11 protein-coding genes are annotated in these 14403 nt (G+C 44.0%); all 11 read left to right on the plus strand.

Annotation, left to right across the window (positions count from 1 at the left end):
- Positions 1 to 15: 15 nt before the first annotated feature.
- The 11 genes from ACHBIE_RS04865 (at position 16) to ACHBIE_RS04915 (ending at position 14397) form a co-directional block, all read left to right on the plus strand.
- Positions 16 to 3423: a tape measure protein gene (locus ACHBIE_RS04865; RefSeq protein ID WP_394732846.1), complete on the plus strand. Its 3408-nt coding sequence runs from the start codon at positions 16 to 18 to the stop codon at positions 3421 to 3423.
- Complete coding sequence (locus ACHBIE_RS04870; RefSeq protein ID WP_394732847.1) at positions 3420 to 4943, plus strand: distal tail protein Dit; 1524 nt, start codon at positions 3420 to 3422, stop codon at positions 4941 to 4943. Before ACHBIE_RS04865 ends, ACHBIE_RS04870 begins: the two co-directional genes overlap by 4 nt.
- Complete coding sequence (locus tag ACHBIE_RS04875; protein ID WP_394732848.1) at positions 4944 to 8426, plus strand: phage tail spike protein; 3483 nt, start codon at positions 4944 to 4946, stop codon at positions 8424 to 8426.
- Between the two features lie 6 nt (positions 8427 to 8432).
- Positions 8433 to 10799, plus strand: coding sequence for a DUF859 family phage minor structural protein (locus ACHBIE_RS04880; RefSeq protein ID WP_394732874.1), 2367 nt, complete (start codon positions 8433 to 8435; stop codon positions 10797 to 10799).
- A 12-nt stretch (positions 10800 to 10811) separates the two neighbouring features.
- Positions 10812 to 11207 carry a DUF1366 domain-containing protein gene (locus tag ACHBIE_RS04885; protein ID WP_394732849.1) on the plus strand — a complete coding sequence of 132 codons (396 nt, stop codon included), beginning with the start codon at positions 10812 to 10814 and terminating at the stop codon, positions 11205 to 11207.
- A gap of 22 nt (positions 11208 to 11229) precedes the next feature.
- A complete protein-coding gene (locus ACHBIE_RS04890; RefSeq protein WP_394732850.1) occupies positions 11230 to 11370 on the plus strand; it encodes a hypothetical protein in 141 nt (46 codons plus the stop codon).
- A 3-nt stretch (positions 11371 to 11373) separates the two neighbouring features.
- On the plus strand, positions 11374 to 11652 hold the full coding sequence (locus tag ACHBIE_RS04895) for a hypothetical protein (protein ID WP_172023618.1): 279 nt from the start codon (positions 11374 to 11376) through the stop codon (positions 11650 to 11652).
- Between the two features lies 1 nt (position 11653).
- Positions 11654 to 11896 (plus strand): phage holin, encoded by a 243-nt coding sequence (locus ACHBIE_RS04900; RefSeq protein WP_394732851.1) that lies wholly within the window; start codon positions 11654 to 11656, stop codon positions 11894 to 11896.
- A gap of 90 nt (positions 11897 to 11986) precedes the next feature.
- On the plus strand, positions 11987 to 12751 hold the full coding sequence (locus ACHBIE_RS04905; RefSeq protein ID WP_394732852.1) for an SH3 domain-containing protein: 765 nt from the start codon (positions 11987 to 11989) through the stop codon (positions 12749 to 12751).
- A gap of 14 nt (positions 12752 to 12765) precedes the next feature.
- Entirely contained in the window at positions 12766 to 13956 is a 1191-nt protein-coding gene (locus tag ACHBIE_RS04910) for a hypothetical protein (RefSeq protein ID WP_394732853.1), read from the plus strand.
- 63 nt (positions 13957 to 14019) lie between these two features.
- On the plus strand, positions 14020 to 14397 hold the full coding sequence (locus tag ACHBIE_RS04915) for a PBECR2 nuclease fold domain-containing protein (protein WP_394732854.1): 378 nt from the start codon (positions 14020 to 14022) through the stop codon (positions 14395 to 14397).
- Positions 14398 to 14403 lie beyond the last annotated feature (6 nt).

Genomic DNA, 14403 nt, shown 5'->3' on the forward strand with positions numbered 1-14403 from the left:
GAAGGGAGGTAGTTTATGGCGGATGGTAAAGTTGTTATTAAAGCGGACTTTAATAGCAACGAAGCAGAAAGTGGGATTGGGAAATTAAAGTCCCTTCTCGGCGGATTGAGCGAAACAGGCTCAAAGGTTGGGTCTGTTTTTAAGTCGGTTCTTGGAGCGAACTTAGTATCAAGTGCAATTACAAACGGATTGTCAATGGTCTCTAGTGGGATTTCGAGCATCGTGTCCAACCTTAATGAATCAGCTGGTGCTTGGGCGAGTTTCGAAGGAAACATGCAAAATATAGGCATGAGCACTGGTGAGATTGACAAGGTCCGCGGTAGTCTTCAAAACTATGCAAAAGATACCATTTATTCAGCTTCTGAAATGGCTTCTACCTATGCTCAATTGCGAGCAACTGGAGTCGAAGGTACAGAAGAGCTAGTTACAGCATTGGGAAATCTAGCCGGTTCTGCCGAAAACCCAGCCCAGGCAATGAAATCTTTGTCGCAACAGGTAACTCAGATGACTGCCAATTCTAAGGTTCAGTTCGCTGATTTTAGGATACTTGCACAACAAGCACCTGCAGCAATGGCTGAGGTTGCTAAGAAAATGGGGATGACCTATGGAGAGTTAACCACGGCTATCAAAGACGGAAGGGTTGAAACAACAGCGTTCTTTGATGCGTTAAAACAAGCGGGCGCAGCAGGTTCTATTTTCGAAGACATGGCAAGAAAGCCCAAGACTGTCTCTCAAGCGTTAGATACTTTGGTCGATGGTATTTCTAATAAGCTATTGCCGAAGTTTCAGGAGTTTAACCAAGTTGGGATTGATTTTATCATAGGCATCGCGGAGGCGATCGAGAACATCAATATAGACGGTATCTTCAAAAGTTTTGATAATCTAACCAGTGGTTTTAGAGATTTGGGTGTTTTTGATAATTTCAAGGCAACCTTGTCCAGCATCGGCGACATGTTTAAGTCGGTCTTTACCTTTGATCCAGCGAACATGAATACAGCCGTTGTGACCATCAGTAACATTTTGAACAATCTGATGTTCAATATTCAGGATATAACTGCAGCTATATCGGATTTCTTTGCTGGTTTTGCAGATTCTGGGGCAGTTACAGCCTTAACGCTAGCTTTCTTTGATTTGAGCGAGGCAGGACTGGACCTCTCCGAAAAACTTTCCGGGGCGATACCTTGGGAAACAATCGGAAATGCGGTCGGTCAAGTCGTTAAATTCATTGCTGAGATCATTTCGGCAATTGCTCAATTTAGCCAAAAAGTTGACGGAAATATTTTCAGAGGTTTACTAGTTGGTATTCCTGCTGCAATCGCTGGTTTCAAGGCCTTTAACTTCCTAAAATCCTTCAATCCTTTTAGTTTTTTCAAAAAGAATGCTGCTGACGGGGTGGGGGGCGCTGGAGAAGCGGTTAAGAGGTCAAAAAGTACCATTAGTCAAGTATTTTCTGGTTTATCCAATGTGATTAAGTCGTCTGGTACAGCTATCAAAACGGCTGCAACTGGAATTGGTACAGGAATATCTACTGCTTTTAAGGGAATTGGCACAGGCATTGCTACAGCGGCTAAGGGTATTGGTTCAGCTTTGAGAATGTTGAATCCTGCCCAGATGTTGGCTTTTGGTGGTGCTGTTGCCATTGCTGCGGTCGGTATTGGTGCTGGTGTTGCTATTATTGCTGCTGGTTTTGCTTTACTGGCAACTCAAAGTCAGGGTATTTCTCAAATCATTACTGCTATCGGTTCGGCTTTTAGTATGGTCGCAAGTACGTTGATAGGCGCTTTTGCTCAAGCCATTGTGACGGTTGCTGAGGTCTTGCCGATAGTGGCGCAGTCACTGGCTATGCTTGCTCCGTTAGTCACTGCTTTTGGTCAAGCGATTTCTATGGTCATTGTTGCTATTGGTAGCGTAGCTCCGCAGTTCGCTATTTTGGCGGTCGCTATTGGTTCTGCCGTTTCTTCGGTAATCGGTGCGATTTCTGGTCTTGTCACGGCTATTGCTGGTGGGATTTCTCAGATTATTACAGCAGTAACTCCTATCGTGGAAATTATTTCAACGACTTTCACAACAGTTGTCTCTATCATTGCCAATGCGATAGTGCAGATAGTGCAGGCACTTGCTCCGTTTATCCCTGCAATAGCCGATATGGTTGTACAGGTTGCTCCTCATTTGGCTTCGATTGTTCAAGCGTTTAGCGACATGGTTGCGCAGATTAGTCCGATTATTGATAGTCTGACCAATCTTGTCAGAGGGTTAGGAGATAGTATTCGTACCGTTCTTGATGGAGCAAGAGGGGTCATTTTGTCATTCGGTGAGTCAGTTCGTACTATCCTTGATGGGATTGCTGGTGTGTTTGATTCAATCGGCAATGCTGCGTTAAATGCAGGCAGAGGCTTCAACCAATTGGCACAGGGAATTGAGCGGATTACGAAGTTAAATCTTCTTGATATGGGAGCAAGTCTTGCAGCGGTAGCGACTGGTCTTGGCTCAATCGGGGCGACATCTGGAGGATTATCTTCGGCAAGCGGTGCCTTAACTGGTATTGTTCAAGGTCTTGCGAGATTGCAAGCTGTTGGTATCGGAGTTTTAGGAGTTATGCAGACGTTGGGGGCAACAACAGGAAGAGCGATGTCTGTAATTGCTCAATCTATCCAACAAGCAGTTTCTGCAACTACTAACGGCATGAACAGGATGGTATCTATTGTAAGGCAGTCAGCTAGTCAGATGACGCAAGCAGGACAAAAAGCTGGTAAAGGCGTAGCTGATGGCGTGACAAATGGAATAAAAAATGGCATATCTGGTGCTCAGGGTGCTATGAAGGCTATGGTAAATGCTATCCGTTCTACAGGGATGTCTGGAGTTTCTGCTATGCAACAGGTTGGTTCTCATATCGCCCAAGGATTGGCTCAGGGGATGTTGTCTGGGCTTGCTGCAGTCACTTCAGCAGCAAATGCTTTGGTTGCTCAAGCTGAAAGAGCGGCAAGGGCTAAGGCGCAGATTCATTCGCCAGCAAGACTTTTCCGTGACCGTGTTGGTAAATATATCTCACAAGGTATCGCTGTTGGTATTGAAGGAAATTCAGGATATGTTGTTGATTCGTTAGCACATGTACAAGATGAGATGATGAAATATCGTTTTAGACCAGAGGATATTTTAGGTGGCGGTAGTAGAGGCAGTATTTCTTCCGATATCGCATTGCGTTCATCTGCAGAACGAGCGAAATTCGCACACGTTGCAACGGAAAAGGACAAGTCCAATTCGTTAGTGCAGCAAGCATTAGAGTTAGCTGAGCAGGCTGTAAAGCGTCCAGTTCAGATGGTTACTGATACAGGCGCTTTGATTGCAGAAATAGGTAGACCTATGATGGAATTCCAAGAAAATAGTTTACGGTTTGAAAGAATGATGGAGGGGAGGATTACGTGACGAAATTCGATGTTGAATTTAATGGATATTCTTTATCAAATGTCTTGAGGATTACAGATGTGATTCGACCAATAGGTAACGAACGAAACCTAATGTTAAATGAATCAGTAGAGCTTGGAGCTTCTGTTACAGGCGTTAAAGTAGCGGGCAAGATCATTAAAGTGAAATTTTCCATCCAAGATAAGGGTATCGAATATACCAAGCACGAACTAGCTAAAGTGTTCCACACCACTTCATTATCAAAACTGACATTTTCAGATGAGCCAGATAAGTATTATCTGGCTTTTGTTATGGGTGGAATCGAGACAGAGAATGTGAAATGGTGGTTGCAGAAAGGGGAGATAAAATTTTATATCCCAGACGGAGTAGCACACTCCAATACATATAAAACCTACAACTCCCCCAAGGTGGAAGATAGAAAATTGGTCTTTGACATTGTAAACAATGGAAGCGTACCTGCTTATCCAATTATCAATGCAGTCCATACGGACGAAAATGGGTATCTAGGATTTGTTTGTGTGGAGAACGAAGCTAACACGGATAATGTCCAATACAGCCTTATGGAGGTCGGGACCCGTCACCAATTTACAACTGAAACTGAAAGTGTGCAAAAGTCCAAGTCTATCTTTGATTATAAAGATATGACTACCGCTTTAAATGCAGGGACGAAAGGGCAAGCAGTTCCTGGTGTTCCTGGATCCTATAACGCTACGTTTATTACCGAGCCTGGTACTAATAACCAAAAGAGACTGACAGTCTCAAGTGGTGCAAGCTCTATCGCTTGGACTATTCCACGAGACGCTTCATCAACAACCAACGAACGCCTTTCTTGGAACCAGTCGATATTTTCATCGGGGTTCAATTTGACGGGTGGAAGTGTCAATGTGGTGTTATCGGATACGGCAGGACAATTCCTTTATGGTGTAGAGTGCATGAAAACAGAAGTCTTTGACAGTGTTCGACTTCGTTTAATTGCAAGTAATGGACAGGGTGGAAGCAATGTTTTAAGGTCACAAGAATTTACAAATCAAAACTATTCCTACCTAACATATGGTCGCCCAGCTAACTTAGTTAATCCCTTTTCATCAACAGGTGGAAACGTGGAATTAAGTAGAAATGACCAGACAGTGACCTTGACTTTCCCTGGAGGGAATTGGACGATACAAATCCCAGAAATCAAAGGGAAAAAGACTGGTAAAGTACATGTAATTATCGCAAAGGATAGTTCGCCATTTAATTTTGCGCCGATGATGTGCGGTATACATACCATTAGTTATCGAATGGATTACACCCCAGAAGCCAGAAAAATCCCTAATCGCTATCCAGTGGGGTCAGAAATTGAAATCAACTGTGAGACTGACCGCATCATCGTAAACGGCCTAGACAGAATGAATGACCTAGTTCATGGTTCGGGGTTCCTTAGAATTCCGCCTGGTAAGTCTACGATTGAAGTATATCGGTCTGATTTCTCAGTGACCCCTCCAAGGATAGAAATATCATTTGAAGAAAGGTGGCTATAGATGCTGTTAACAATACATGACAACCAGTACCGAAAAGTTGCCTTTATCGACAACGAGAAGCAGGGTACTTTGAATTACTTTAACGACAGATGGCATCGCAATCTTGAAACTGGTAGTTCAACATTTGAATTTAGTGTGTCAAAGAAAGATGTTGAAGGTGACAAGGCTTATTCGAGAGTGTACCAACAATTGAACGAAAAGGCCTTCGTCAGCTTCCAACACAAGTCTAGAAATTATATATTTTATGTCAGCAAAGTTGTCGAAACACATACAAGAATCAACTGTCTCTGCTTGAATCTGAACCTGGATTTAATCAATTCGGAAGTTGGTGCTTTTAAAGCTACAAGGGCTATGAGTTTTGCGGAATACTGCAATGCCATGGGACTATTACGCTATGAGAAGATGTCAATTGGCATCAACGAAGTATCAGAAAGTCGCAGAACGCTAGAGTGGGATGGGACAGAATCGAAAGTAGCCCGACTTATCAGCTTGGCCCGTAACTTTGAAGCGGAAATTGATTTTGACACTCAGTTTTACGATGATTCCAGTCTCAAATCTTTTAAAGTTAACGTTTATAAGGCCAATGACGGAGAGAAAAACCAGGGAGTGGGTCGCCGTAGAGATGACCTGCTCTTAGTGCGAGGGGTCAATCTAGCTGAAGTTAAACGGACAGTTGACAACTCTAAAATCTACAATGCACTTACCCCAGTTGGAAAAAATGGGGAACGAGTTATACAGTTAGCTCCGTCAAGTTGGTCTGTCAAAAACGAAAAAGGAGAGCTTGAGTTTTACCAAAAAGGCGGTACGCTTTACGCCCCGCTATCTGCTCAGAGGTTTCCTTCGGCCTTTCCTGATAAGGAATCTGGCGAACAGTGGATAACTCGGACAATGGAAATTGATAGCGCAGACCAAGAAAAGATACGGTCTACCGCTTATCGTGAGTTGAAGAAGTTTGCCTATCCGGAAATCACCTACGAGGTAGAAGGGTATGCAGATTTAAACATCGGTGACACGGTAAGAATACAAGACGATGGGTTCGTCCCCATGTTGGTCATCGAAGCGAGGGTTATTGAACAAACACTCAGCTTTACTAACCCTAGCTCAAACAGAACGACCTTTGGTAATGCTAGAGCATTAGAGAGCCGTGTGTCGACCGATTTAATTAAACGCTTGGAACAGATGGTGGAATCCGCAAGACCATACACCATCAAAGTGCTGACTTCAAACGGTACATACTTTAAAAACCGTATCGGTCATTCTGTAGTGGAAGCTAGGTTGTATAAAGGTGGAACACCAATCGAGGATGTGACCTGGACTTGGGAATTTAAGGGCCAGTCGACCACAGGACAATCTTTCCAGGTAGACGGAAGGGAAGTTGGCGAAACCGCTGTGTTGCTTGTAAAAGCCATGCAGGGAGACAGAGAGCTTACCAGAGAAGCGGTGTCATTTGTCAATGTCAACGACGGTGCATCTGGCCAACCAGGGCTTGCTGGTGCAGACGGACGGACACCGATAGTACATACAGCCTATGCCAATAGCGCAGATGGTAGTGTTGGTTTTAGCGTATCTGACTCAACCAATAAAAGTTATATCGGTACTTGTACAACCTACCTGGATACGAACCCAACAGGAGAGGACCCACGAGACTATCGCTTGTATTCATGGGCTAAGTTCAAGGGAGAAACTGGTCGAGGAATAGAATCTACCACGCATTACTTCTTGGCAACCAATCAAGGTAGTGGCGTGACGGCATCAACGAGCGGTTGGACAACTACAGCTCAATACACTAGTGAGTCTAAGAGGTATCTGTGGAATTACACAGTGACACAATACAGCGATGGTACAAGCCAGACCAGTTCGGCCATTATTATCGGTGTTCATGGCGCCAAGGGTGATAAAGGCGATAAAGGTAATGACGGTATTGCGGGCCGTGATGGTGTAGGAATTCGTTTAACAACCGTTACCTACGGCATGAGTCCAAGCGATACTATCCAACCCACATCGTGGTCAGCAAGCGTTCCTACTCTAGTTAAAGGTCAATATCTATGGACTAAGACAGTCTGGACATACACCGATAATCATACGGAAACTGGATATCAAAAGACCTATATTTCCAGAGACGGAAATAATGGTCGTGATGGTATACCGGGGAAAGACGGGGTGGGAATTCGGTCAACAGCCATTGCTTATGCTGTCTCAACTAGCGGAACTTCCGCCCCTACCGTTGGTTGGGGTGAGCAGGTGCCTAGTGTACCAAGTGGTCGATATCTGTGGACGAGGACGGTCTATACATACACGGATAACGATACCGAAACAGCGTATTCCGTGTCTAAGATGGGTGAAAAAGGTGATACAGGTGCTCAAGGAGTGCCTGGTCCTAAAGGAGCGGACGGAAGAACACCTTATGTCCACTTTGCTTACTCCGATAATGCAGATGGTACTGGTCTGACAACTTCTGATAATGGTCAGCGCTATATCGGGCATTACTCAGATTACACCCAGGCTGACAGCACGGACAAGACCAAGTATCGCTGGGCGGATAGATGGGCGAAGATTGAACTTGGTGGAAGGAATTACATCCTTCAAAGTGATACTTATTCGACAACAGGAAGTAAGTATTTTGATGTGACACCAGAGTTCCTTGATTATGCTTATTCTGGAAAGTATGTGACCATTAGCTTGGACATCAAGGGCGAAAACTTAGTCCCTGATGCTTCTGGTCGGTCTAGGATTGGCTGTGAGCTACGCTTGAATCTTTCCAACGGTGGCAACCTCTATTTACAATGCCAAAAGATTGTATCAGGAAACCTACCAAGGGAACGGATTAGTGTCACACGACAAATACCTCAAGGTGTGTCTGTTACTGGGTTGAATAAGGTTGATATGTATATACAGGTTGGCGGAACAGCTATGGCAGGAAGACCTAAGTTCGAGCTTGCCTCTAGCCCGTCAGACTGGTCTCCTGCTCCAGAAGATGTAGAAGAAAGTATCCGAAAAGAAGCGGAAAACGCTGCTTACAATAACCTCAAGTTACAAGAACAAGCACAGGCAATCCGAGTTGAGCTAGAGGCTAAGGCACTTGCAAGCGAAGTCAAAGCATGGCTAGGAGAATATCGCTCTTTTGTGGAACGGTCTGATGGCCAAGTAGCAGGTTTGTCTCAATCATTCTTCGAGTCTCAAGCTAGGATTGTTGAACTAGAAAAGAACCTGGGCGAAAATGCTTTGATGTTGAATTTTGTCAATAATTATTTGAGGGCTTCGGAAGATGGTGTGACCTTGGGTAATAAGGATAATACTGACTATATTCAAATTACACCCGAAGGCATCCAACTCATGTCCGCAGGGGTGGCAGTTGCAACCATAGCTAACGGACTGATGAAAACAGCTCACGGTGTGTTGACAGATAGTTTGCAGGTTGGGAAATTCCGTTTTGAACAATCGAGACGGAATCCAGATATAAATGTGTGGAGGTATGTGGAGTAGATGGTAATGTATGAAAAAGTGTCTGTATATAACACTTACAAAACAGTTGTCATTGTTGACGAAGTTAGCCAAAACAGAAACAACAACACTACAACGGTCAGGGTTCGTGCTCACTTGGTTCCGTCTACGCAAAAAGGGACACTGGCACAGTGGTCGAACAATCGGAGTCCAAGTTCTAGTATGCCAACCAAGTGCACATTGGTTGTTGATGGCGTTGACTATGTTTGGAATATACCTGACGGCTATGCATACTCGCACTACAACTACTGGATACAACAAAATCCAACAGGGTTGTTAATCGATAAGACGTTAACATTTGTGCATGATGCTCAAGGGAGTCGGTCAATACCGATAAAGTTACTATTAAACGGTACAAATTTTTATCACGACGGCATTGCAGAGACGCACAGGATAACGAGTATTACTCAAACTTCAACGGAAACTATTTCGGGGAATGTGATAGGCAATCCAGTGAGTATCGCAATTTCCCGTTCAACAGAGGCGCTAACTCACAAAATATACTGGTCGTTCGGGACCTTATCAGGGACAATATCTGAGAATGCCACAACCTCAGCAACTTGGACACCAACGCTAGCACAATTGGCACCCCAGATACCCAATTCATCATCTGGAATAGCGAGAATACGGGTTGAATCCTATGTCAATGGTACGAAGAATGGTGAGCGCACCTATGAGCATAACTTGTATTTACCTAGCACGGTTAAACCAACCCTTACGGGCTTAACACTGACAGATGGCAATGATAAGGCAAAAGCTTTGAATTTAGGGGCCAATACCTTTGTTCAAGCTCAGTCAAATATCCGCCCACGTTTTGTTGGTGCAAACGGCATCTACGGCTCCCAGATTGTCTCCTATCGGGCTGAAATCCAACACTGGGTCAACAACCAGTGGCAGGCAACAACATTGTCTACAACAGCCAATAACGGCCTCACGGGGAACGCAAACTTTTCTGGTAGAGCAAAGGTTGTAGCGTATGTCACAGATAGCCGTGGCAGGCAGTCTGACAGGCGAGAGGTAGAGATAAACTATCTACCTTATCATGTACCCGCTATCTCTTTTAGAGGTGAGCGTACGGGTGCAGATGATGTGAAAATCAATGTCATTCGCAATCTAAAGATTGCACCGCTTACTGTCGGAACTATGCAAAAGAACACAGCACGTTTGAGTTTCGATGTTGTGGATGTCCAGACTAATCAACGCACGAATAATGTTGGTGGCTCAGCTAACTGGACTGGTGCAACAGAACACGAAAAAATCAATTGGACTGCAACCTTAGATGGTACCTACGATGCTGGCAAGACGTACTTAGTTATCGGTAAACTATCTGACGCTTTCCATACTTCAACGTTTGAATACAGGGTTGGGGTGCAGGCAGTGCCAGTGTCCATATCTAAACACGGTCTAGCCGTTGGCAAAGAATGGACTAGGGGTGTCCTAGATGTAGGAAACGGCAGTCTACCAGCTTATTTTGATTGTGATATCATCATGCATGGAATGATGGTAGGACACTACGGTTCTAAGCACACAAATGATTTCAATACTACAGCAGTAGCGGGTTTTTACAATTTTTCTGGCCAACCAAACGGCAGACCACCTCAAGAAACTGGCACAATCTGGGGAGTTTTGGAAGTCATCAATTCTCACCGTATGGACGAAACAAACCCGACAAATTCAGCGTCATGGGTTTACCAAATTTGCCGAACAACAACCCAGAAAATATACACTCGCGAGCGAATCAACCGAGGAAATTGGAGCAGTTGGAAACAACTAGCAACCACGGACTTAATCGGTAGCCAGAAACATAAGTTGTCGGAAGATAATGGAGTTGCTATCCAGGTTACTGGCGATTGGAACAACGTTACAACAACAGGCTTTTACCGTGGCAGTGGACTTGCAAACCAGCCGAGCAAGGCAGGAGCGCATTCCTGGTATTACGTCCGAGTTACAGGGCACGATGCCGGTCGAGCTTGGGTCTTGCAAGAAGCTGTTGATTTCAACGGTGTTGGCTCTTGGTATCGGGTTAAGTTAAACGGTGCCTGGCAACCGTGGAAAGAATACGCATTGGAAAAACCTGCGCCAACGTGGGTGTCTACCGGGGTCGCAGGGTGTGATTATAAAGTTAATGGTAGTGTTGTGAGTCTAAGGATAACCCGGTTTAATACAGGCTACAATGCCATAAGCAACTTAGGCACGATACCGTCACAATATGTTCCGAACGCAAACACGACAACAGACTTCATTGTGCCAACTTCAAGTAAAGCAACGACTAAAGTACAAATACACTCAAGTGGAACTATCGTTTGCTCTGAATATAACGCGACAATAACCACTCAAGTAACGTGGCAAATTTAGAAAGGATACATTATGGATTTTATTTACGCATCAAAATCTCTGGACTACCACCTTGACGGTAGCCCGAAACATACACGGTTGGTCTTGACAGATGAACAGGGTTCGCAGATTATCTGCCTTTTGCCTAGCGATTCTATCAACAAGACCAACGAGGAATTGGTCGAAGAGGGTAGTGATTGGATTTATAACAATTTCTTCCCGAAACGGGCAGAGAATGAGAAGTTCGGTATTGTTGATAAGAAAATTGCTGAGTTAGACGAGGCAACGATAGAAATGAAAAAACTCACGCATGAAAACCGTGAGATGTTGAGAATGGTGACAACAATTGTAAATTCAATTATTTTGCCACCAGAAGAGGAAGAAGAGGGGGCTATAGAAGATGAAGAGCCTACTGAAGAAACTATTTAATTTATATCAAGGAGGAGAAGCAATGATGATTAATTATTTCGCAATGCAAGTACAGTTAGGTTGGATTACTTTGGAGCAGGTTCCAAGACGGTATCGTGCTAAAGTTCAGGAACTACTTGAACTGTCAGAGATTGGTGTAGGCGAAGCAGATAAGGAGGGGTAGCCTATGCACATTAAACCAGAGCATGTATATGCCTTGGTCGGATTTGTGTCCACAGTCGTCGGATTGTGGACCAATTTTTCGGCCAAAATCACAAAGCAGGAAAACCGCATCACAATCCTGGAAAAGGACATCGAAAATCTCAAGGAATTTAAAGAGAGTGCTAATCGCCGACTTGATAATCATGACGAGCAGAACAAAGCTATCTTGGTCCTTGCGGAGCAGGTCAAAAGCCTGGGTGACGATGTGCGGGAACTAAAACGCATTATCCTGAAGGAGAATTGATATGCATAAAATTAACTGGAAACTACGCTATAAGAACAAGGCGACACTAACAGCAATTCTTGCAACAGTGGTATTGCTTGCACAACAACTAGGTCTAAAACTGCCTGACAATATATCAGAAGTATTTAACACGGCCCTTACCTTGCTTGTGTTGCTTGGAGTTATCAATGACCCAACCACCGCTGGTATCGAGGATAGTGTGCAGGCATTGACCTACAGCGTTCCGAAGGATGACCGGGAATGAAAGTAGTCAAGGCAACATTGGTAGTAGTGGCGCTAGTTGTTTTAGCGCCCATTGCCTTTGTGATTTATCCGTTTTTGGAGGAGAAAGAAGATGACAACAGCAAATGATGTAGTAAGCTATTCCCTTTCTTTAGTCGGTCGTAAGGTCACTGTGCCAACGAACCCCTACGGTGGACAGTGTGTGGCCTTGATTGACCATATCATGCAACATTTGACGGGTGGTAAGTTGAATATGGCCTATACAAACGCCAAGGATTGCCTGGTCAGGGCTAAGAAGCTGGGATTGCCTGTGATTTATAATGACACAAGCAAGCCTGATTTAATCCCACAGGCTGGTGATTTCTTTGTCATGCAGTTCGGGCCTAATGACCCTTTTGGCCATATCGGTGTGTGTATCTCTGCTAATGTGAATGGCATGTCGACCGTTGAGCAGAATATCGACGGCTATTCTGACCATAATCGAAACGGTATCAATGACCAGTTGGAGATTGGTGGCGGCGGAATTACTCGCAAGCATCAACGAGACTATAGCAATGTTATTGGTTGGTTTAGGTTAAATTATTCTAGTCAATCAACAGCGCCGAAACCTGCTGCAGGGAGCAGACGCTACAAAGAAACTGGCGTGTTTACTGTCACAGTCGATTCAATCAATGTCCGTCGTGCGCCAAACACATCTGGACAGATTGTGGCAACCTACAAAAAAGGGCAATCAATCAAGTATGACGAAGTTGTTGTCGATTTTGATGGTTTCGTCTGGATTTCATACGTTGGCGGTAGTGGAATGCGTAACTACGTGGCGACTGGAACAACTAAAGATGGGAAACGCTATGGCGCTGCATGGGGGACTTTTAAATGAGCGATAAGACTAGATTGACATGGGTTAACGGTTCCGTTATTAAGCAAGGTGATACATCATCCATCTTTAAGTTAAAATTAAAGACGGATGATAATGCCGTTTTGAATGGTCCAGCTAAAATCCAACTGATCCAAGGGCAAGCCAAGATTGAGTATGATGCTGAGGTCGTTGATAACCAGGTCACATTTAATTTGCCAAATACACTGCCAGTCGGCAGTTACATCGTTGAGGTTGAGCATGCTGGATATGCCTTTCCATCGACTAACTCGGTCGTTTTGACAGTCAACGAAAATCTAGGGGATGTCATCACAGATGAGATTGCCGAGCTATTGACCGTTGATGAGTACATCAAGCAAAAGCTAGCAGACTATCAAACTGGCCAGATTGATTTGGATGAACTAGCGAGTAAGTTAACTATCCCGCAATATGATGACGGGCCTTTAACTACTCAAATTAGCGATATTTTGGCGGAAATTAGCGTCTTAAAACAGTCTCAGGAACAATCAGTCCAGTACGATGATAGCGAGCTTAGAAGTCAAATTAGCGCCCTTTCCGAACGCTTAGAAAATATTCAGCTGACGCCAGGCCCTCAAGGATTGCCTGGCAATGATGGCCAAGACGGCAAATCTGCTTATCAGATTGCTGTTGACAATGGTTTTGTCGGCGGTGAGAAGGAGTGGTTGGATAGTTTAAAAGTACCATCAGAAAGTCAAGCTGTTGTCAAAGTATTAAGACATGCGCCGACCGGATATGCTATCAGCGAACCGCTATCTGACGATGCGGGCGAGTATTATCAAGTATATTTCGACAACGGCTGCATTTTACAACTGCGAAAATCACTTAAAATCCCTGTCCAAGAGACTGGTGGTGTGCTTGGAATTGGTCAGGCTGCTGCGCTCGAAGCGTCAACCACGACATTGGCTGCCGCACCGCTAACTTATGCTATCATTCGAACAGCATGTAGGTCTGTCCAGCTCAATACATGGAAGACATCAAACGGGGTAGCACAATGGTATCGTGATGGATATATTGTGCTTAATCCAGTCAATGATGTAGCAATCTATGATTGGTCTAATGCAAAATATAACCCTGCAGATACACTCACAGTATCTCTTGATAACCAGCAGTACTTAATCCGCACCTTTTACGCTCTAGGGATTTGGGGCGATGCGACCGTGGAATCTTTTGGCGCAGTACGATTATAATTTTAGCCCAGCGATTTGCTGGGGATTATGATTTGTGAAAAGGAATGTGGTATAATAAAGATTATGAAATACAATGTAAGAATCAGTCAGAAAATCAAGGAAATAGTAGGGCTAGAAACTTCTGCAACTGACATTCTGATTCATGAAGAAAACCTTGAAAAGCATATGTTAAAAAGCAGACATCAAAATATGATAAAATATATTCCAGATATTACTGATATTTTGAATGCGCCAGACTACATAGGTCAGAACAAGAATGTCAAAACAGAGAGTTTCGAGGTTATCAAAGTTCTCGCAGATAATGTACTGGTTGCTGTCAAGCTGGATAAGAAAAACAACTATTTCTTTGTAGCTTCGGTTTATGATGTCACAAATTCTAAACTAAATCACATGAAGAGAAACGGTCGTATCAAACCATTTGACAAAATGGTGGATAAGTAGTAAACT

The organism is Streptococcus sp. A23 (genome assembly GCF_043674155.1).
In the GTDB taxonomy this organism is placed as follows: domain Bacteria; phylum Bacillota; class Bacilli; order Lactobacillales; family Streptococcaceae; genus Streptococcus; species Streptococcus suis_V.

What these genes read in the sequence shown, in the direction of transcription:
- ACHBIE_RS04865 (WP_394732846.1), top strand. Translation starts at nt 16, where the DNA reads ATGGCGGATGGTAAAGTTGTTATTAAAGCGGACTTTAATAGCAACGAA.
- ACHBIE_RS04875 (WP_394732848.1), top strand. Translation starts at nt 4,944, where the DNA reads ATGCTGTTAACAATACATGACAACCAGTACCGAAAAGTTGCCTTTATC.
- ACHBIE_RS04880 (WP_394732874.1), top strand. Translation starts at nt 8,433, where the DNA reads ATGTATGAAAAAGTGTCTGTATATAACACTTACAAAACAGTTGTCATT.
- ACHBIE_RS04885 (WP_394732849.1), top strand. Translation starts at nt 10,812, where the DNA reads ATGGATTTTATTTACGCATCAAAATCTCTGGACTACCACCTTGACGGT.
- ACHBIE_RS04890 (WP_394732850.1), top strand. Translation starts at nt 11,230, where the DNA reads ATGATGATTAATTATTTCGCAATGCAAGTACAGTTAGGTTGGATTACT.
- ACHBIE_RS04895 (WP_172023618.1), top strand. Translation starts at nt 11,374, where the DNA reads ATGCACATTAAACCAGAGCATGTATATGCCTTGGTCGGATTTGTGTCC.
- ACHBIE_RS04900 (WP_394732851.1), top strand. Translation starts at nt 11,654, where the DNA reads ATGCATAAAATTAACTGGAAACTACGCTATAAGAACAAGGCGACACTA.
- ACHBIE_RS04905 (WP_394732852.1), top strand. Translation starts at nt 11,987, where the DNA reads ATGACAACAGCAAATGATGTAGTAAGCTATTCCCTTTCTTTAGTCGGT.
- ACHBIE_RS04915 (WP_394732854.1), top strand. Translation starts at nt 14,020, where the DNA reads ATGAAATACAATGTAAGAATCAGTCAGAAAATCAAGGAAATAGTAGGG.